The 19,508-nt window shown below is 53.5% G+C and carries 17 protein-coding genes; 3 read left to right on the top strand and 14 right to left on the bottom strand.

All coding sequences use genetic code 11. The annotated features are described in order from the left end of the window. Positions 1-110: 110 nt before the first annotated feature. The 6 genes from eutC to ehuR all read right to left on the bottom strand — a co-directional run bounded on the left by eutC (position 111) and on the right by ehuR (position 6,436). Positions 111-1,103, bottom strand: coding sequence for an ectoine utilization protein EutC (gene eutC, locus RIC05_RS11685; RefSeq protein ID WP_350048742.1), 993 nt, complete (start codon positions 1,101-1,103; stop codon positions 111-113). A gap of 5 nt (positions 1,104-1,108) precedes the next feature. Further along, positions 1,109-2,098: a hydroxyectoine utilization dehydratase EutB gene (gene eutB, locus RIC05_RS11680; protein ID WP_350048744.1), complete on the bottom strand. Its 990-nt coding sequence runs from the start codon at positions 2,096-2,098 to the stop codon at positions 1,109-1,111. After that, on the bottom strand, positions 2,095-2,898 hold the full coding sequence (locus RIC05_RS11675) for a maleate cis-trans isomerase family protein (RefSeq protein ID WP_350048746.1): 804 nt from the start codon (positions 2,896-2,898) through the stop codon (positions 2,095-2,097). The genes eutB and RIC05_RS11675 overlap by 4 nt, the downstream gene beginning before the upstream one ends. A gap of 107 nt (positions 2,899-3,005) precedes the next feature. Then, the gene (locus RIC05_RS11670) at positions 3,006-4,289 is read right to left on the bottom strand and encodes a TRAP transporter large permease (protein WP_350044170.1); all 1,284 of its coding nucleotides are present in this window, start codon (positions 4,287-4,289) and stop codon (positions 3,006-3,008) included. Between the two features lie 13 nt (positions 4,290-4,302). Further along, entirely contained in the window at positions 4,303-4,884 is a 582-nt protein-coding gene (locus tag RIC05_RS11665) for a TRAP transporter small permease (protein WP_350044171.1), read from the bottom strand. Between the two features lie 154 nt (positions 4,885-5,038). Beyond that, positions 5,039-6,436: a MocR-like ectoine utilization transcription factor EhuR gene (ehuR, locus tag RIC05_RS11660; RefSeq protein WP_350048748.1), complete on the bottom strand. Its 1,398-nt coding sequence runs from the start codon at positions 6,434-6,436 to the stop codon at positions 5,039-5,041. A gap of 219 nt (positions 6,437-6,655) precedes the next feature. Here ehuR and RIC05_RS11655 point away from each other — a divergent pair, with 219 nt between their 5' ends. Then, entirely contained in the window at positions 6,656-7,675 is a 1,020-nt protein-coding gene (locus RIC05_RS11655) for a TRAP transporter substrate-binding protein (RefSeq protein ID WP_350048750.1), read from the top strand. A gap of 248 nt (positions 7,676-7,923) precedes the next feature. Further along, positions 7,924-8,313 (top strand): hypothetical protein, encoded by a 390-nt coding sequence (locus RIC05_RS11650; protein ID WP_350048752.1) that lies wholly within the window; start codon positions 7,924-7,926, stop codon positions 8,311-8,313. Between the two features lie 113 nt (positions 8,314-8,426). Here RIC05_RS11650 and RIC05_RS11645 read toward each other — a convergent pair whose 3' ends face one another. The 7 genes from RIC05_RS11645 to RIC05_RS11615 all read right to left on the bottom strand — a co-directional run bounded on the left by RIC05_RS11645 (position 8,427) and on the right by RIC05_RS11615 (position 17,986). Continuing rightward, positions 8,427-9,827 (bottom strand): aspartate aminotransferase family protein, encoded by a 1,401-nt coding sequence (locus RIC05_RS11645; RefSeq protein ID WP_350048754.1) that lies wholly within the window; start codon positions 9,825-9,827, stop codon positions 8,427-8,429. A 41-nt stretch (positions 9,828-9,868) separates the two neighbouring features. Continuing rightward, complete coding sequence (locus RIC05_RS11640) at positions 9,869-11,356, bottom strand: NAD-dependent succinate-semialdehyde dehydrogenase (RefSeq protein WP_350048756.1); 1,488 nt, start codon at positions 11,354-11,356, stop codon at positions 9,869-9,871. A 180-nt stretch (positions 11,357-11,536) separates the two neighbouring features. Beyond that, positions 11,537-11,782, bottom strand: coding sequence for a hypothetical protein (locus RIC05_RS11635; RefSeq protein WP_350048758.1), 246 nt, complete (start codon positions 11,780-11,782; stop codon positions 11,537-11,539). Positions 11,783-11,811: 29 nt separating this feature from the next. Next, positions 11,812-15,081: an ABC transporter transmembrane domain-containing protein gene (locus tag RIC05_RS11630; protein ID WP_350048760.1), complete on the bottom strand. Its 3,270-nt coding sequence runs from the start codon at positions 15,079-15,081 to the stop codon at positions 11,812-11,814. An 89-nt stretch (positions 15,082-15,170) separates the two neighbouring features. Further along, positions 15,171-15,950, bottom strand: a complete 780-nt coding sequence (locus RIC05_RS11625; protein WP_350043009.1) for an MBL fold metallo-hydrolase — start codon at positions 15,948-15,950, stop codon at positions 15,171-15,173. A gap of 132 nt (positions 15,951-16,082) precedes the next feature. Next, entirely contained in the window at positions 16,083-16,901 is an 819-nt protein-coding gene (locus RIC05_RS11620; RefSeq protein WP_350048762.1) for an ion transporter, read from the bottom strand. A 128-nt stretch (positions 16,902-17,029) separates the two neighbouring features. After that, positions 17,030-17,986 (bottom strand): acetyl-CoA carboxylase carboxyltransferase subunit alpha, encoded by a 957-nt coding sequence (locus tag RIC05_RS11615; RefSeq protein ID WP_350043007.1) that lies wholly within the window; start codon positions 17,984-17,986, stop codon positions 17,030-17,032. A 422-nt stretch (positions 17,987-18,408) separates the two neighbouring features. Here RIC05_RS11615 and RIC05_RS11610 point away from each other — a divergent pair, with 422 nt between their 5' ends. Further along, positions 18,409-18,903, top strand: coding sequence for a GNAT family N-acetyltransferase (locus RIC05_RS11610; protein ID WP_350048764.1), 495 nt, complete (start codon positions 18,409-18,411; stop codon positions 18,901-18,903). Between the two features lie 65 nt (positions 18,904-18,968). Here RIC05_RS11610 and RIC05_RS11605 read toward each other — a convergent pair whose 3' ends face one another. After that, positions 18,969-19,337, bottom strand: a complete 369-nt coding sequence (locus RIC05_RS11605) for a winged helix-turn-helix transcriptional regulator (RefSeq protein WP_350048766.1) — start codon at positions 19,335-19,337, stop codon at positions 18,969-18,971. Between the last annotated feature and the right edge of the window lie 171 nt (positions 19,338-19,508).

Below are 19,508 nucleotides of genomic sequence, written 5' to 3'. Positions count from 1 at the left end.
GTCACCAACCCGCCCTGCGGAGTTTTCCTCGTATTTCGCAACTCTAACGGTTGCCATGGTCATCACATTAGTGAGTCTAGGTCCTTTTCTGACCCATGTTCCTTTTGTTGTTACGAAATAATCTCGACCCCGGCAGCTGCTTTGTCGCAGCGGCTTTGGGCGAGGGTGGCGATTGCGGTGTCTTGCACACCGGTTCCGGTCAAATCACACACCGTAATCTGATCAGCAGAAGTTCGACCAGATTTGGATTTGGCGATGATCTGTCCAAGTTCGGGGAATGTCGCGTCCTTGGCAACGGTTCCGGCATTAATGGCGTGATGAAGTTCGCCAAGGATGCTGGTTTGTGCCTGACTGTCGCTGACATAAAGATCGGCCTGCCCGATCAGGGCAGGGTCGATTTCGTTTTTGTGTTCGGCATCTGATCCCATAGCGGTGATATGCGTACCCGGTTTGACCCAGTCGGCCATAAGGATCGGTTCGCGTGCCGGGGTGGTGGTGACGATGATATCTGCATTGGCACAGGCATCCTTGCCATCACTGGTCGCCGTGACCGGAATGCCAAGTTCAAGGGAGGCCTTTTTCGCGCAGGCTTCTGCCTTGCCAATGTCACGTGCCCAGATGGTGGCGGACGCAATGTCGCGGATCAGGGTGATGGCTTTAAGCTGCAAGCATGCCTGAACGCCCGCACCATAGATTGTGACATGTTTGGAATCTTTGCGGGCGAGATGGGCAGCGGCAACACCACCGGCCGCAGCCGTTCGGATATCGGTCAGGAAGCCGTTATCCAGCAAGACGGCCTCGAGCATGCCGGTTTTAGATGAAAACAGGTTCATCATGCCATTGACCGATGGCAGGCCGAGTTTGGGATTGTCAAAGAAGCCCGGACTGATCTTGATCGCAAAGCCATCCAGACCCGGCACATAAGCGGTTTTGACATCGACCTCGCCATTATAATCGTCAATATCCAAACGCAGGATCGGCGGCATGCGGACATCTTTGGTCGCCAGGGCCAGAAACGCATTTTCGACACAGGCAATCGCATCCATATCAAGGTCGATAACCTTGCGCAGATCGCTTTCGGTCAGAATTCTGATTTTGGGCATATCGGTTACTCCGCCATCAGGTCGACGTCTTCGCCGCCGACAATGCGTTTATGTAAATCCATGTCGATATTGCACCCCGTGGCCAACACCACGGTCCGACCCGGATTATCGACCAGACCGGCGCGCAGGGCGGCAATGCCAACGGCACCGGATCCCTCGATCACTTGTTGGTCATCAAGATAGGCGGCGCGAATGCCATCGGCGATCTGGGCTTCGTTGACCAGAACAAAGTCATCGGTCAGATCGGCACACATATCAAATGTGTATTGGTTGTTTTCGCCAATGCCCCCGCCAAGACTGTCGGCAAGGGTTGGCAGTTCCTTGACCGCTGTCGGTTTGCCTTCTTGCAGGCTTGTGATCATGGCACAGCCGCGTTCCATCGAAATGCCGACCACGCGAATGGCGGGATTGATTGATTTCGCAACAAGGGCAACACCGGCCAAAAGACCACCCCCCGATAAAGGAACCAAAAGGGTGTCGACATCTGGAAGGGCTTCGATGGTTTCAAGGCCAAGGGTTCCTTGACCGGCAATAATGTCGGCGTGATCAAACGGCGGCAGCATGGTCATACCGTCCTGCTTTACCAGACGGTCTACTTCTTGCTGGGCCTCGTCCTGTGACTGACCGATGATGCGGACTTCGGCACCTTGGGCGCGGATGCCATCGACCTTGTTCTTGGGCACCAGTTCGGACATGCAGATGACAGAACGAACACCGGCATTGCGTGCAGCATAAGCCAATGCACGACCGTAATTTCCGGTCGAGACACCGACGACACCTTTGGCCTTTTGCGCATCGCTCAGGCGTAGAACCGCGTTGGCCGCACCACGGAGCTTGAAGCTTCCGGTATATTGTTGTTGTTCGCATTTCAGCCAGACGGGGCTTCCGACACGATCGGAAAGGGCCGTGGACGGGCGCAGTGGCGTATGGATCACGTGCCCTGCAATGGTTTTGCGGGCAGAAAGAACATCAGCAAATGTGATGGGATCTTTCATGGGACCTCGACTTGATCTTTGAGTTGCGGGGCATGGTCAAACAGGCATCCGAACCCTTTGACCGGTTTATCATACTTGATCAGGCCAAGTGCATGCCAGATCAAGGCCTGATTGCTGGTGATCACGGGCTTGCCCAATTGTTTTTCAGCCTCGGCGGCGATTTCGGCGGACCGGATGGCGGTACAGGAAATGAATACCGCATCGGCATCTTTGGTGTCGGCCTTGATTGCAGCATCCAGAATGGCCTTGGGCGGGATGGCGGTCATGTCCTGATCACTATCAAGACCAAATCCCATAAGATGCGTGGCCTCGAACCCCTGTTGGGCGAAACCGTCTGCGACCGATTGGGTGACATCGGGAAGATAGGGGGTAACGATGGCGATTTTTTGCGCGCCGACTGCCTTTAATGCCAGCGTACTTGCAAGCATCGGGTTGGTGACATGGACACCGGGCATGCCTTCGTTGATCAAGGCGGCTATTTTGTCAGACCCGGTGACGGCTGTTCCCGATGTGCAGCCAAAAATGACGACATCAACGCCATACCCCGGCATCAGGGTGCGGGCGGCACGCGGCAAGTCCGCGGCCATAGAACGCAGGTTTTCGACCGTCACCGGATTGGCATTTTCAATGCGGGTGGTGAACAGGCGCACGTCACCGGGCAGGATACCGCGCAGGTCATCCTCGCTGTTGAAGTCGGTTGCCAGTGTAATCAAGCCGATCTTTCCTGCTGGTCCGACAGGATCAGGAAAATAGGGCAGGTTTACCGGCTCTGGCGTGACCGTCGGGGATACGGACATCATCCTGAACTCCAAGTCGGGGGCGGTCTTTATCCAGATTGGAAAGACCACCCCCGGTTTCTGTGGTTATCGAATATCGGGCGAACCCGGTTCTGCTGACTTAATCCAACTTAGTGGAAGGCAAGTTCAGGCAGGAACAAAGCGATTTGCGGGACGAAGACCAGAATCACCGCTGCGAGCAACAGCATGATGATAAAGGGCGGCGTTCCGCGAATGACCTCGGCATAGGGTCGCCGGAAGATCGCGATGGCTGTAAAGATGTCGCACCCGAATGGCGGTGTCGCCGACCCGATGGCAACTTGCAGGGTGACCAGTGTCCCGACCAGAACCGGATTAAGTCCGGCAGCATGGACCAACGGCATAAAGATCGGGGTCAGAACCAGAATGACAACAATCGGATCGACAAACATACAGCCGATGAAGAACGCGGCGCAGATTGCCGCCAGAATGATGTATTCGTTTGCCCCTTCTAGGCCAAGGGTACCGATCACGTGTTGCGGAATCTGGGCAAAGGAAATCACGAACGAGAATGTCGTGCCCGCCCCGACCAGAATAAACACAACGGCGGTGATCAAACCTGTCGATCTGGCGATATCAAGCAGTTCTGACCATTTGACCGACTTGAAAATCAGTACTTCAAGGATGATCGCATAAACCACGGAAACGGCTGCGACCTCGGTCGGGCTGACCCAACCCAGATAGATGCCGCCAACAATCAGAACCGGGAACATGATCGCAGGTCCGGCATTGATCACGGCCTTGCCGCGTTCGGCCCATGTCATGCGCGGGATGGTCGGGATGTTGTTCTTTTTGGCGTAATACATGCAGTACAGCGAGAACATGATCAGGATGAGAATACCCGGACCAATACCCGCCAGGAACAGCTCGCCAATCGAGACTTTGCCGACAACACCAAAGACGATCATGCCGATTGAGGGCGGGATCAAAAATGCGATGTCGCTGGCATTAATGATCAATGCCATGGCGAATTTGTCTTCGTAGCCGGCCTTGAGCATTTTGGGACGCAGCGGCCCGCCCATGGCAACCACAGTTGCCTGTGTCGAACCCGATACGGCCCCAAACATGGTGCAACCAAGGGCGGTTGTAACCGCAAGGCCGCCCCGGACATGCCCGACAAAGGTCATGGCAAGGTCAATCAGCCGGTTGGCTGTGTGGCCCTTTGTCACGATATCAGCGGCAAAGATAAACATTGGCACAGCAATCAGGGCGACAGGCGAAATGCCGGTGACCATTTGCTGGATCAGAATGCGTTCGGGGATCGGCATGTAAAAAGCGAATGCGACGACACTGGCGGTTGCCAGCGGCACCATCATGGGGAAGCCCAGTACCAGAAGGACGAGCATCACCAAAAGGATTGTGGTTCCAAGATCCATAATTGCGTCCTCCTTACAGGTGAATGTCGTCGGCTTCGAACGTGTCTTCTACCCGGTAGGACAGATGTGTCCCCGGCTTGAAGATGTTCGTTGCTGCGGCGAGAAGGAACTGAATGCCCGTTACGGTCAGGCCGAACGGAACCCAGAGGACGGTAAAGTAATATGGAATGCGCAAAGCCGGTGTCAGTCGGTTTGACGTAATCAACGACGACACATAACCGACGGAATACCATGCCAGTAAAAACAGAAGGCAGGCGGTGCCGGTTGTAATAATGATCATCATGACTTTGCTGGCCTTGGGGCCAAGCATATCGGTAAAGGCCGACATGCGAATGTGGCGTCCCATGCGGGCTGCTTCGCTGATGCCGACGAAAGTCACAAGAATAATCAGAAACTGATTGAGCTCTTCGGAAAAGAAGATGCTCGAACTGAATGCGAGACGCGCAATCACGTTGGCAACCGTGTTGACCGCCATGATCACAATGCTCCACCCCAAAAGCTGACGCTCGACCACGGATAATCCGTCATCCAGCCGTTTCAGAATGCCCAACACCCCACCACCCGAGGCGGGGGTCTCCCCGTTAGAAGTTGACATACGACCTCCTTGATGCGCGTGCGAGACATTGTTGCAGAACGTTATGTGCGGTGAATGGTTCCCTCCCACACGGGTGTCGTTCGCTTCGCGCCTAATAGGCCAGAATAAAAACGCTTTGTAACGGTTCAATCAGATTTTTGTCATGACACAAAAATCAATACATCACGTCGAAGCCATGAACACCGGGCATCTGTTCCATCGTATGGCGGATCTGCATCAATCCGCGATGGGTGGTCCGTGTATCTGGCGCCCCGCCAAGGCAGATGCGAATGGCATTGGGGCGGGGTACTTTTACCGTCATGAACGGGTCGGAAATCGTAACAGCCACGCCATTTTTGCGCAGTTCTGATGCAAACCATTCTTCCTGCCAATGTTCGGGAATACGCACCCACGCACTGAGCGATGTCGGGTGGTGGCGGACTACAGCGTCACCCAAAACTTCGGCAACAAGGGCCTGTCTTTCGCGCATCAGGGCGCGCTGGACTGTTACGGCCTGATCGACGGTTCCATCCGAAATCCAGCGTGCGCCGATCTCTGCCATCAATGGAGTCCCCATCCATCCGGTGACGCGCAGCACACTGCTGGCGCGGATCGAAAGGTGCTGCGGAACGGTCAAAAACCCGGTGCGCAGACCGGGCATGACAATCTTGGTCAGGCTTGAAACGTGGAAGCCAAGTTTTGGCAGGAAACTGGTAATTGGTGGCAGGTTTTGTTCAAGAAGCGGGCGATAAACATCATCCTCGATGACGTAAACGCCGTAATGTTCGGCGATCTCGGCGATCTTTTTGCGGCGCTCCAACCCCATCAAGCAGTTGGTAGGATTGGTGAAAATCGGTGTGACGACAAGAGCGCGCACCTGACGGTGGCGGCATTCGGCTTCGAAGGCTTCGGGGATGATGCCTTCGTCATCGGTGGGAAGTGCGCCAAGCTTGAACCGCAGGATGCTGGCCGTGCCAATCACGCCATGATCGGTCAGGCTTTCGGTCAGGACCACGTCATCGGGTTGAACGATGGTGGAAAGGGCGGTGAAGACGCCTTGGGCGGCGCCATTGGTGATCAGGAGATTGGGGATGGCGACATCAACCCCCATGCCTGCCAACCAGTTACAGCCAATTTCGCGGTGATATTCAAGCCCGGCAACCGGACGGCAGCTTTCCATCCAGCCATGATGGGGGTCTTCGGCGAGTTTGACATGCATCTGGCGCGACAGGTCATTGTGATAATCGGTATAGGCCGCGCGCACGATGGACAGGTCAATCAGATCAGGTTGGCGGTTATCGAGGATGAAGGTCGATGCCCGGTCGGTCAGGCGGGCCTGCACGAACGTTCCGCGCCGTCTTTCGGATCGAAGATAGCCCTGACGTTCGACTTCCTTATAGGCCGCACTGACAGTCTGGACGCTGACTTTAAGGCGATATGCCAGTTCCCGATGGGTTGGCATACGGACATCATGGCGCAGACGTCCCGACTCGATATCGGTGATAATCGCTTCGACCAGTGCCTTGTATTTTGGCCCGGTCTCGCCGCTTAGATCGATCTCTGGCAACCACATGGTTCGGTTTCTACCCCCTCGTGTTTTGCCGAAGCCTAACATGCCCTCCGGGTTAATGTGTAGGTGTGATTGTTATTTTGTCATGAAACAAAATCGGCATTGACCTGATACAGGAACATTTCAACACTTTGGGCGTTCATGAAATTGATGTGCCAACCAAACGCCTCGATTCCGGGCCCAAACTCGGTCGTTGCGCGTAATAATAAGGGAGACTTCGATATGAGTTTGAACAAACTCTTTAAGGCGACTCTGTCTGCCGCCGCCCTGTTTGCAGTAGCGGGAACCGCTGCCCATGCTGAAGAATGGAAATTCGCCCACGAAGAAAGCCCGGGTGATGTTCAGGATCTGTATGCTCAGGAATTCAAACGTCTGGTCGAAGAGAAGACCGACGGCGATGTGACTGTGACCATTTACACCTATGGCCAGCTTGGTACGGAAAACGACATTACCGAATTGACGGCTGCGGGTGCGGTTCAGTTCTCGAATGCGTCACCGGGCCACCTTGGAACCTTTGTGCCTGAAATTCAGGTCTTTGGTGTTCCTTACCTGCTGTCGCAAGACAACGACGTGAACAAGAAAGTTCTGTCGGGCAGCCCGACCATTTATGACGGTCTTGGCAAAGATTTCGAGTCCAAAGGCTTGAAGCTTTATACCATGTATCCGGAAGGCGAAATGGTCTGGACCACCAAAAAAGAAGTCACCAAACCGGATGACTTTGACGGTGTTAAGTTCCGTGTGATGACCTCGCCGATCCTGATCGAAACCTATAAATCATTTGGTTCCGATCCGGTTGCATTGCCGTGGGGTGAAGTTTATTCGGGCCTTCAGACCAGCGTTATCGACGCACAGGTCAACCCGATCTTCTTCGTTGAAAGTGCAAAATTCTACGAAGTTACCGATTATCTGATCTATGCTGGCCAGCAGCAATACACCACCACCGTGGTATCGAATGCTGATTTCTATGCCGGTCTGTCTGATGAGCGTAAAGAGCTTCTTGCAGAAGTCAAAGCCGAGCTGGATGACTTCATCTATGACGCACAGACCAAAGCAAACGAAGCCGCCCTTGATCGTATCAAGGAAGCAAAGCCCGAGATCGAGGTCATCCGTTTGACCGACGAACAGCGTGCGGCCTTTAAAGAAGCTTCCAAAGGCATTGGCGCAAGCCTTGTCGATGAAGTCGGTGGCGACACCCAGGAAGTTCTTGATGCACTTCGTAAGGAATTCGGCACCGCGATGTAAGGTTTAAGAACCTTATAAACCGGACGAATTGACAAGCCCCCCGCAAGTTAGTCTTGCGGGGGGCTTTGTTTGTTTCGGGTGTGAAAACGTCAGTTGGCGGGTTTGATCCGAAGCGGGCGCATGATGGTCATGATGCCGATTGGTTGGTGTATTCCTTCTCACACCCGTTGGGGTGTCTGCGTCTGACGTGAACCATCTGTTTGATCAACAGACAGATGGAAACACAACAGACTTGAAAGGAAATCGCTGTGAAATATTGCAATTTTTCACGGATGCTATCGGGTGTCTTTTTGCCTGCGATGCTAACCGCAGCAGTGCTTTTGGCGGCGTTTGTGACGTCGGTGAAGGCCGATGTTTATTCGCCCAATGGTGTTTTGCTGAGCAGTGCTGAATGGAAAGATGCATCAACCGATGGCAAGAATGTCACGGTGCGCGATGCTTTGACCAATGCCGGAAATGCCATGATCACCAACGGGGTCAAAGGGGTTAAGGGATATACCCTGACGGTCATGTCCTTTTGGGACAGCTCGCCTTCTGGTGACACATTGGTCATCGAAGTCCGCAAGGACGGAAGTGTTCAGGGGACGTGTGATGTGACCTCGACCAAGACCGGGAATACCTTTGACACGACCTGCTAGTCACATGACGGGTCAGATATAGAAAACAGGGGCCGGTCATGGGCCCGGCCCCTGTTGTGCACCGCGTCAGGAAGAAGATTTGACGCGGCGGGGATAGCGGTGATCAGGCGTGCTTATTTGCCTGCGGCAACTTCATCAGCAACCGCATCAACAGCCTGTTTGGCAATGTCGATGACTTTGTCGACTTCTGCCTTGGTGATGCACAGCGGTGGTGCAAAACCAAGGATGTCACCATGCGGCATGGCACGGGCAATCATGCCGCGCTCAAGACAGGCGGCAGAAACACGCGGGCCGATTTTCAGGTTCGGATCAAAACGCTCTTTCTTGGTTTTATCAGCAACGAATTCAAGGGCGGCCATCAGGCCAACGCCACGTGCTTCACCAACCAGCGGGTGGTCGTTAAAGGTTTCGCGCAGACGGGTCTGCATATAGCCCCCGGTTTCAGCCGAGTTCCCAGTCAGGTTTTCACCATCAACGATATCAAGGTTGGCGTTGGCGGCTGCGGCACAGACCGGATGGGCTGAATAGGTCCAGCCATGGCCGATCGGGCCCATTTTGTCCGATCCGTCTTCCAGAACTTTCCAGACGCGTTCACCGACAATCACGCCCGAAAGCGGCAGGTAGCCAGATGAGACACCCTTGGCAATCGTGATCAGGTCCGGTTTCATGTCGTAATGCATGGACCCGAAATAGGATCCGGTACGGCCAAAGGCGGTGACAACTTCGTCAGCAACCAAAAGCACGTCATACTTTTTCAGAACCGCCTGAATGGCAGCCCAGTAGCCTTCTGGCGGGGTGATGATGCCGCCCGTGCCCATGACCGGCTCGCCGATGAAGGCGGCAACGGTTTCAGGTCCTTCGCGCAGGATCATTTTTTCAAGGTCATCAGCACAACGTTTGGCGAATTCTGCTTCGGTTTCACCGGCCTCTGCATTCCAGTAATGGTGCGGGCAGGTGGTGTGCAGAACAGGTGCACGCGGCAGATCAAACGCGTTGTGGAAGGCAGCTAAGCCGGTCAGGCTGCCGGTCATGATGCCCGAGCCGTGATAACCACGCCAGCGCGAGATGATCTTTTTCTTCTGCGGCAGGCCACGGATGTTGTTGTAGTACCAGATCAGCTTGATGTTGGTTTCGTTGGCATCCGATCCGGACATGCCGTAATAGACGCGCTGCATGCCTTCGGGCGCGCTTTTGATGATGCGGTCCGACAGGCGAATGACCGGCTCGTTCCCGTGCCCGACATAGGTGTGGTAATAGGCCAGTTCTTTGGCTTGTGCATAGATTGCATCGGCAATTTCGGTACGGCCATAGCCAACATTCACACAGTAAAGACCGGCAAACGCATCAAGGCTTTCTTTGCCTTCGGTGTCATGGATATAGATGCCCTTGCCGCCATTGATGATGCGGTTCGGGGTTTCGCCGGCGGCGTGCTGACGCATGTGGGTGGATGGATGCATGAAATGCGCCCGATCCATTTCCTGTAGATCAGCCGTGGTGTTTTTGATGACATTCATTTTCTTCTCCCATGTGAATGCGGTGGTATCAGATGCGCGCGTTACTGTTTGAACGCAGCGCAGACATATTTAAGCTCAGTGAATTCTTCGAGACCGTGGCGCGATCCTTCGCGCCCGAGGCCGGATTGTTTGACCCCGCCAAACGGGATTGGTGCGCCGGTGATTTTCACGCAGTTGAGCGCAACCATGCCGTATTCAAGGGCGTTTGAAACGCGGTTCGCGCGATCATGGTCCTTGGTAAACAGATAGGCCGCAAGGCCATATTCGCTGTCATTGGCCTGATTGATCACGTCTTGTTCAAAATCAAACGCCATGACGGGGGCGACCGGACCAAAAGTTTCTTCGCGGTAGATTTGCATGTCACAGGTGACATCGGCAAGCAATGTCGGGGCATAGAACAACCCGCCCATCTTTTTGCCGCCGGTCAAAACACGCGCACCTTTGGCACGGGCATCGGAAACATGCTCGTCACATTTGGCAACGGCACGGTCATGCATCAGCGGGCCGATTTCAACATGTTCCTCTATCCCGTTACCAATGCGCAACTCGCCTATGGCCTTGGCGTATTTATCAAGGAACTCATCATAGATAGCGCTTTGAACAAAGATGCGGTTTGCCGCAAGGCAGTCCTGACCACTGGTGGCAAATTTGGCGTTCATCGCGTGGGCGACGGCTTCATCGACATCGACATCATCAAAGACGATGAACGGGGCATGACCACCCAGTTCCATCGACATTTTTTTGATGGTCTGCGCCCCTTGCGACAGAAGCAAACGCCCGACTTCGGTCGAGCCGGTAAAGGACAGTGCACGGACAATCGGGTTGCCGCACAGCTCGCCAACCACCGGGTTCGGATCACCGGTGATGATGTTAAACACGCCCGCCGGGATGCCCGCACGTTCGGCCAGTTCGGCCAAGGCAGTTGCCGAAAACGGGGTTTCGGTCGCCGGGCGGACAATCATGGTGCAGCCCGCTGCCAAGGCCGCAGCGGCCTTGCGGGTGATCATCGCACATGGGAAATTCCATGGGGTTACTGCGGCGGTTACGCCAATCGGTTCGCGTTTAACCGACATATTGCGGCCGGGCAGGTGGGATGTGATGTTTTCAACATTCATCCGTTTGGCTTCTTCGGCGTAAAAATCGATGAAGCTAGCAGCGTAATCAATTTCGCCACGGGATTCCGTGATGGGTTTGCCCTGCTCCAACGTCATCAGAAGGGCGAGATCTTCCTTGTTTTCGATCAGAAGATCATGCCAGCGACGCAGCGCGTTTGAACGTTCCTGTGGCAGAAGGGCTGCCCATGCCGGGAAGGCTTCCTTGGCCGCAGAAATTGCCTTGCGGGTTTCGAAAATTCCCATATTTGGCACGGTGCCGATGAAGCTTCCGTCAAACGGGTTGGTGACTTCGATGACCTGAAGGTTATCGGCAGAACACCAGCGACCATCAATATAGGCATGTTCGCGCAGCAGCCGCAGATCGGCAAGCTGGCTCAATGACACGCAACGCTGTTCTTTTGATTGTGCCGACATCGGGACCTCCTTGAAACGGGCTGGCACATTTGCGCCAAGCTTGTTTGTTGAACTGCAAGGAAGGTATCAGCGTGTGTTCAGAGGAGGTGTCCGAACTCGATGCCAAATGATGCGCTTTTTTTGGCGCGGCGGGGGGAAATGGGCATGTTTCTTCTGCCAAGGGCCTGAAACGCCCGAAAATCAATCGTCTCGGGATTCCAGATACTTTTGCATTTCGCGCTTTTGGCGGCGTTTTTCGATGACAGTCCGGACAATGATCACGGCAAAGAACAGAACAACAATGCTGGTCGACATCGGAAAGGCAAAGGGAATGCCCACGAGAAACAGCACCGCACCAAGGATACTGCCGCCTAAAATCGCGATAAAGCCGCCAAGGATGACGACGGCAATAACGGTGGCCAGCAGGATGGAGGCGATCTTATTCATTCAAGGACAGTCTTTTCAGGGCAGAGAGTTTAATCGTTGTTACGCGCACTTAGTTGTTTGGTGGTTTGATCGAGCCTGTCAGCAAGAACGCGGATCAGCTGAACGGCGACCGCCTGGTCCTGTCGGACCAGACCGAGGAACTCGGTTTTATCGAGTTTCAGAACCGTCATGTCTTCTACTGCGCGAATGGTGGCCGACCGCGGGGCATCGACCAGAAGGGCGATTTCGCCGATGACTTCCTTGGCGTGAACATCGCGTAGTTTCACGGTTTGCTGTTCTTCGGTGGTCAACCATATCTCACCACGGCCGGATATCACGATATAGGCGGCATCGCCCGGATCGCCTTGTTTGACCAGAACTTCACCGCGCTTGAAGGTCAGGCGCGGGCTGGTAAAGGCAAGAAGTTTAACCACACTTGGATCAAGACCGGCAAACAGCGGAATGGTGCGCAGAAGGCGAACTTCCTGTTCGATATCACCATCGGCAACGACGGCAGCATCTTCATCAGCCTCTGCTGTTTCTGATGGGCTATCGTCATTGTTGCTGCGGCGTTTGACCAGTTTGCCGTTCGACATATGCAAGAAGGTGTCGAACTTTTCACTGGCTTCATCGTCGCCATCGACCCAGACCAGACTGGTATTGTCGTTTTCGCCGGTGAGATAATTGATCACACCTTCGCGGGTTTCACGATCAAGCGCAGACAGGCCTTCGTCAATGACAAGAAGGTTCGGGTTCTTGATCAGGGCGCGCACAAGGGCAATTTTCTGACGCAGGGTCTGGGACATGCGGCTGCCGCCGACACCAACCTGGCTTTCGAGGCCAAGAGCAACCAGTCCTTCATAAAGCCCGCCTTCATGGGCAATTTCAAACAGGACTTCACCAACACGTTCTTCGGAATTCGCACGGCCATAGGCAAAGCGACCAAACAGCAAGTTATCAAGGATCGGGGCGGCTGGCGCGTAATCGTCGGCTTCGAAGAAGTCGATATATTTGGCGAGGTTGTCGGGCATATTCGCGCGAATGTGCGGGCGTGCCTTGAGGATAAGACCGCGGAAATCATCATCAATCACCCGCAAACGATGGCGGGCCGGGGTCAGTTGCATGGCGACGTCAAGAAGATGAAGCTGATCTTCTTTGCGCATGTCTTTGACTGCAACACCATCGGTGCGTTTCAGGATGTTTTTGACTTCCGGGATTTCATCGGCGGAAACGAAGCTGTAGCGATCAAAGAACTCATGACCCGGTGGCAAGCCGGTAAACAGTTCGATCATGAGATCAAGCGTTTCGCGGCCCATCTGGACCATTTTTTCATAGAGCCCATATTCACGCAGGCTGTCTTGGATAAACGGGTGCGATAGGAAATCAAACCGTTTGAATTCTTCGGTACGCGACGGTGTGCCGAACATCAGGTTTACGCCGACGGGCGCGTTTTCATTGTATTTTTCAATGTCATAAGGCTCGACAAGGTCAGACAGTTCGCGTTCAGCCAGGATTTGTTTAAGGCGTGGACGCACGGTCAGAACCGATTCAACCAGTTCCGGGCGTTCTTCAGCACTGATGCGTCGCTGTAAGCCGATGCGATAGATGTCGCGGTCCAGACCGACGACTTCTAACAGTCGCATCAATTCGCCTTGAAGCTCATCTGGCGATCCAAAGCCGGGCCCGACATAGTCAATCCATTCAGCTGACGGATCATAGGGGATGTTGCCCGACATTATGATTTCGTTGAACATCTCGCGGGTCAGTTTCTTTGGCAGTTCAACCGGATCGGTCAGTTCGATGACATCGACAAATTGCGGGTCGGGATAGTCATGATCGTCGGCGGTGCCTTTGGACGTGTTGGCGATTTTGGCGACAGCTTTGCCCTTGGCAGTATCTGATTGTGCGGCATTGTCATTTTCACCCGATGGCCCGGATTTTGGCGCCGATGCACTATCCTGATTTATGGTGATCGGGCGGTGTTTCAGGCCATAAAACAGATTATCCGCGATGCTGCCGTTAAACAGATAGGCGTCCGCACCGACATAGGCCAAACGTTGACCAATGACCGCAGATGGAAGGGTGCTGGCATCAAGATCATTAAATTGAATACGGCCACCGGTCGGATCAAGGATGCCGGCCAGAAGGCGGGCAAGCTGTGATTTCCCGCTGTCTGACGCGCCGGTCAAAAGGGCCTTGCTGGGTAAGGACATGTTAAAGGACACATTTTCGACCACCCGCGTCCCGTCATCATCGATCCATGACAGACCACTGACATCAAGCGGCCCACCGAGCACAGGGGACGGGGCGGCAAAAAGCTGATGTTCGGGTTTAAGATCAGGCAGTTCGAACTGTTCGTGAAGCTGTTCGTATTTGATCCGTGCATCGGCAAGGCGCTGATAATAGGCCAGAAGTTCTTTCCAGGGGGCAGCCATATCCTTATAGGCGGCAAGGGCTGCGACCAATGCGCCAAAGCTAAGATCGCCCTTGATCACGAGATAGCCACCAATCGAATAGAAGAAGAATGGCGTGATCTGCGCGATGAAGTTGTTGAGAAATTTGATAAAGAATTTGCGGAAATAGATTTCCTTGCGGATTTCAAAAATCCGGCCCAGCCGCTGGGTGAAGTGGGTAAGTTCGAACCCCTGGGTTTCATTGGCACGAATATCGGTCGCACCGCCAACAGATTCCCCCAGATGTTCTGACATGCGGCGTACGTTCTGAACGCGCTGCTTACCCAGAAGATTGACCCGTTTTTGCAGCTTCGGGATCATGTAGCCCTGAAGCGGATAGAACGCAATCGCGGCCAACCCCATCATCGGGTCCTGAATAAAGATAAAGGCCGAAATCGTAATCAGGATGCCGCCCTGATAGATCGGAAGTGAAATCGCCTCGCCAAAGAAACCGCCCAGCGGTTCTGCTTCGGCGGTGATCATGGAAACAATTTCACCCTGACTGGTTTTGCGGAAATGCGGCAGGGGAAAGCGTAAAACGCGGTCAAACAATGTATAGCGCAGGCGGCGCAGCATGCGTTCCGCCATGACGCCCTGATAGACATTGATGAAATATTTGAACCCGCCATTGACGAAAACAAGGGCAAGGAAAATACCCGACAGGGCGAAAAGATATTCAATCTGGTCAAGCGATATGCCCGCGATGTCGTACGGGGCACCGGCACCGCCAATGGCTTCGTTGACAATCTGTTTGGGCAGATCGAGCGAATAATACAGGAACGGAAATGAAAGTAGCGTCACCACCAGCAAGATGATCTGCTGAAGGCGGCTATGGCGCCAGATATAGGCAAAAACCGATTTAGGCATTCGCACGTCCCGTCTTGTTGTTTGGAACTTTTTGTTCCAGTCGCTCGTTTTTGTCTGGGTAGTGTGCAGATTATGCGCCGGTGGTTTGATCAGCCAAGATCGAAAACTTGCTCCGGTTCAATAAATCCACAGAATCCGTCCGCTTTTGCATCAGGCTTGTCATAGGCTTGATAATGATACAGCCACATCTTTGCCTTCACATCATCTGGCAGGGTCACAAGTTCATCATAATGGGCATGTACCCCGGAATGACGCGGGCCCAATTCACAATCCTGAAAAATGATATCTGCCTTTTGATAGAATGCCATATGGGCAGCAGGATTGAAAATCGCATCTGTTGTCAGGAAAAAGGAAGTCTTCGCACCATGCCCGAACAGGGCATATGAAAACATGGTGGTTTCACTGGTAACGATATGGGGCACTGGAATGACATCAAGATGCATATCTTGCCAGTCAAATCCGTCTTTGGCTTTAAGAGGAACAACATCGAAATAAGATGAAAGCTGGCTATTGCCATGATCGCTGGTTTCAAGCCCGCCGCGCAGGGAATGTTCCCAAAGCGGTTCAAGCAGTTCTTTAACGGCAAACAGTTTCGCGCGGTGGCCATCAAACACAAAATAATTGGCAAGTGCCATCCATTCCAGACCCCCGATATGGTCTGAATGCAGATGGCTGATATACACCCCGTCAAAATCGTTTGGCAGGTGGCCAAGGTTGCGCAAAGAATGACGCGCATCTGAACCGCAGTCAATCAACAGGCGTTGCGGTTGTTCGTCACCTAACGGGGTCGTTTCCAGAACCATATTGCTCTGAAAGTTTTCGGCAGCCATGCAAAAGGCTGAACCTGTCCCCGCAAATGTAAGCTTCATTCCCCGTTCTCCCGATATTTTGTCGAAAGATTAGACGAGGTTCGGGGCGTTTAACCACCCCCTTTTATAAGGAAAGCTTGAATTTTTCTGTATTAATCGATCCTGACCCGGTGTCTGTTAGGCCCGCATTGGTCAGTTTTGTCCGGAGTCAGGCCGGTTGGCGCCGGAATTTTGGGCGGCTGCAAGTTTGGCCATTTCCTGGCGCAAAGCGCGGAGTTCACTCATAACTTCCTGATGATCGTGGTCTATTTCATCGCGGGTCTGGTCTTCTTCAACGTCAACATGGGTTGCCATCGCATCCACGACAATCGCGATGAACAGATTGAGGACCGCAAATGTCGTTACCAGGATGAATGGCACGAAAAACATCCATGCCAACGGATATAACACCATCACCGGGCGGACGATTCCCATCGACCAGCTTTCAAGGGTCATGATCTGGAACAGGGAATAAAGCGATGCACCAATGGTGCCGAACCATTCCGGGAAGCCTTGCCCAAACAGTTTCGTTGCCATGACGGCCGAGACATAAAACACCAGTGACAGCAAGGTCAGGACCGAAAGCATGCCCGGAATAGCCCGCATCAGGGCTTCGACGACTTTGCGCATTGATGGCACGATCGAAATCAGGCGGAAGGCCCGCAAAATCCGAAGCGCACGCAAGACCGAAACCCCCTGACCGACGGGCAGAAGCGTGATGGCAACAATCGTGAAATCAAAGATGTTCCATGAACGTTTGAAAAAGGCCATTCGATAGACAACCAGTTTCATCAACAGTTCGATGACAAAGATCGCAACCGCGATCTGATCGAGAACATGCAGGATCGTCCCCGCGTGTTCCATGACGGTCGGCGAGGTTTCAAAGCCAAGGATCACTGCGTTTAAGGCAATGACGATTGTGATGAAATTTTTAAAACGGTTGGATTCTACGATCTGGCGAAGAACGTCCATGGTGCCTCCCGACGGCGTCGGAACAGGGCGTGTTTGCTTGCCGGATGTCACCGACGGGACAGACTACGCCGGAGATAAAACAACAGGGCGCAGCATGATCACGTGATCGCTGCGCCCTGAATGGGAAATCAGTTCAGGCCTTTGCGGCCCATTTCAAGGAACTTGTCACGACGCCGTGCTTTAAGAACACCGCCTTCAACATTGTCCATGCTTTCTAGCGACTTGATGATGGCATCGCCAACCCGTTTGCAGGCTTCTTTGCCATGGCGCTGTGCGCCGCCAAGCGGTTCGGGAACGATTTCATCAATCACGCCAAGCTGAAGCAGGTCCTGTGCCGTAAGGCGAAGGGCCTCGGCTGCGGTTTTGGCTTCGTCGCCAGAACGCCACAGAATGGACGCGCAGCCTTCTGGTGAAATGACCGAATAGATCGAGTTTTCAAGCATCAGAACAGTGTTGCCAACCGCAAGTGCAATCGCACCACCTGAACCGCCTTCGCCAATGATGACCGAGATCAGCGGAACCTTGATATCAAGGCAGGCTTCGATCGAACGCGCAATGGCCTCGGATTGGCCACGTGCTTCTGCGTCAGCACCCGGGAAGGCGCCAGCGGTATCGACAAGCGTGATAACCGGGATGTTAAACCGTTCCGCCATGCGCATCAGACGGATTGCCTTACGGTATCCTTCCGGGCGGGCTGAGCCGAAATTGTGTTTTACACGGGTTTCGGTGTCGCGGCCCTTTTCATGGCCGATAACCATGACTGAGCGTCCCTGAAGACGGGCAAGTCCACCAATGATCGCGGCATCTTCGCCAAACTGGCGGTCGCCGGAAAGCGGGGTGAAACCGTCAAACAGGTTGGCGATATAGTCGGTAAAGTGCGGACGGTCCGGATGGCGTGCGACTTGCGTCTTCTGCCAAGGCGTCAACTTACCATAGGTGCTTTGCAGCAACTTGGTGAGCTTATCCTGGAGGCGCGCAACCTCGTCTGTGATGTTGACTTCGTCATTGCCCGTCAGGTGACGGAGCTCTTCGATCTTGCCTTCAAGCTCGGCGATCGGTTTTTCAAAATCAAGGAAGTTGTGCATCTTGGCATCATATCCGACTGGGAAACAATGGAGCGGAACATAGTTGATCGACCCGCTACGTCAAGGGTTGAGCGATAAGCCGACCATATTTTCCGTTTACGTAGGGTCCAAACTCATTCACATAATCGCCCCTGTCTCGCCGATTTGTGCGGATACGCGAAACAAAACCGCAGGAAGATATATATCTTTCAAGGTTTTGCGACAAAGTAGCCCGTGCAAATCCGCGAGATCCGAAGGACAACGGATATAAGAGAAAGCTCTGCGTCAAATTCCTTGACCGGGGATCACCCCGCTCTGCGGGCTTTTCCTAGTGCTTTCTCTTATATCAGTTGCCGGGGCGGTCATGTGAATGAGTTTGGGCCCTAAGAATTATGGCGTATATTTCTCACTCTTGAGTCCTCACAGTTTGCACATTGAATTCGATGACGTCCAGTATCCAGATTTATCAGGTTGAAAACCCTGACGACGTTCCGTTTGAACGTCTTGTCGAAATTCTTCTCTCGGCCTTTGCCTTTCAAGACGGTATCGTTGATCCGCCGAGTTCGGCGAAGTCGGTAACAATTTCCGAACTTCAATGGCGGTTTGCCCGCGACACATTGCTTTTGGCGCGGGATCAGACCGGCTTGGTGGTCGGGCAGGTCTGGATCGAAGATGTCGGCGTGGATGCCTATCTTTATAAATTGTCAGTTGATCATACGATCAAAGGGGCGGGGATTGGCAAGGCATTGGTCGAAGCCGCCTGTGCATTCGCCACCAAACGGCGTAAGGCAAAAATGCGTCTTCATGTCCGCGTCGAGCTTGAAGACAATATTGCCTTTTTCAAATCACGGGGTTTCGAAATTGCCGGGGAAGGCGTTCATGATGGCTATGATCGAACGACTTTCTGGAAAATGGCACGTGATCTGAGCGTTCAATAAGGCTCGTCTTGGGGCAATGATGGGGGCGCAGCGTCATCCGCGTCGCCCACGTCATCCGCTCGTAATCAGGCCGTTTCAGTTTCCGGCAACCCTTGTTTGGACAGGGCGTAATAGGGCACATGGGTTTCCCCCCATGTCTTTAGGGCAAGGATGATGTCACGAAGCGTCTCGCCCTTCGCCGTCAGGCTGTATTCCACGCGCGGCGGGACTTCGGCATAGACTTCGCGATGGACAAGGCCATCTGCCTCAAGCTCGCGCAATTGACGGGTCAGCATGCGTTGGGTGACGCCCGGCATCATGCGGCGCAGTTCGTTAAAGCGTTTGGTGCCATCAAGGAGATGAAACATCACAACGCCTTTCCACTTTCCGCCAATGACATCAAGTGCGCCTTCGACCGGGCAACCGGGGCTGCGATTCGGGAGGCATTGTTCCATCTGGTTTCTCCGATCACGCTTTGTTGGGCGGTGTTGGTGGTTTGATTTTTCGCAGAATTTCGCAATAGTATACAAATTGATACTATATGCATAAATTGTGCGTACTTATCAGTTTGGTGATTATCAGCTATTTCAGGGATATTCACAAATCAAACATTCGTCAAAAGGACT

The organism is Thalassospira sp., from assembly GCF_040218635.1.
In the GTDB taxonomy this organism is placed as follows: Bacteria; Pseudomonadota; Alphaproteobacteria; order Rhodospirillales; family Thalassospiraceae; genus Thalassospira.
Note: the sequence above shows the minus strand (reverse complement) of the source record. Positions and strands in the feature narration are given on the sequence as shown.

Bases quoted from the DNA above. Each gene is read 5' to 3' on its own strand.
- RIC05_RS11655 (WP_350048750.1), top strand. From the start codon at position 6,656: ATGAGTTTGAACAAACTCTTTAAGGCGACTCTGTCTGCCGCCGCCCTG.
- RIC05_RS11675 (WP_350048746.1), bottom strand. From the start codon at position 2,898: ATGATGTCCGTATCCCCGACGGTCACGCCAGAGCCGGTAAACCTGCCC.
- RIC05_RS11625 (WP_350043009.1), bottom strand. From the start codon at position 15,950: ATGAAGCTTACATTTGCGGGGACAGGTTCAGCCTTTTGCATGGCTGCC.
- RIC05_RS11610 (WP_350048764.1), top strand. From the start codon at position 18,409: ATGACGTCCAGTATCCAGATTTATCAGGTTGAAAACCCTGACGACGTT.
- eutB (WP_350048744.1), bottom strand. From the start codon at position 2,098: ATGAAAGATCCCATCACATTTGCTGATGTTCTTTCTGCCCGCAAAACC.
- RIC05_RS11615 (WP_350043007.1), bottom strand. From the start codon at position 17,986: ATGCACAACTTCCTTGATTTTGAAAAACCGATCGCCGAGCTTGAAGGC.
- RIC05_RS11640 (WP_350048756.1), bottom strand. From the start codon at position 11,356: ATGTCGGCACAATCAAAAGAACAGCGTTGCGTGTCATTGAGCCAGCTT.
- eutC (WP_350048742.1), bottom strand. From the start codon at position 1,103: ATGCCCAAAATCAGAATTCTGACCGAAAGCGATCTGCGCAAGGTTATC.
- ehuR (WP_350048748.1), bottom strand. From the start codon at position 6,436: ATGTGGTTGCCAGAGATCGATCTAAGCGGCGAGACCGGGCCAAAATAC.
- RIC05_RS11635 (WP_350048758.1), bottom strand. From the start codon at position 11,782: ATGAATAAGATCGCCTCCATCCTGCTGGCCACCGTTATTGCCGTCGTC.
- RIC05_RS11665 (WP_350044171.1), bottom strand. From the start codon at position 4,884: ATGTCAACTTCTAACGGGGAGACCCCCGCCTCGGGTGGTGGGGTGTTG.
- RIC05_RS11670 (WP_350044170.1), bottom strand. From the start codon at position 4,289: ATGGATCTTGGAACCACAATCCTTTTGGTGATGCTCGTCCTTCTGGTA.
- RIC05_RS11620 (WP_350048762.1), bottom strand. From the start codon at position 16,901: ATGGACGTTCTTCGCCAGATCGTAGAATCCAACCGTTTTAAAAATTTC.
- RIC05_RS11605 (WP_350048766.1), bottom strand. From the start codon at position 19,337: ATGGAACAATGCCTCCCGAATCGCAGCCCCGGTTGCCCGGTCGAAGGC.
- RIC05_RS11630 (WP_350048760.1), bottom strand. From the start codon at position 15,081: ATGCCTAAATCGGTTTTTGCCTATATCTGGCGCCATAGCCGCCTTCAG.
- RIC05_RS11645 (WP_350048754.1), bottom strand. From the start codon at position 9,827: ATGAATGTCATCAAAAACACCACGGCTGATCTACAGGAAATGGATCGG.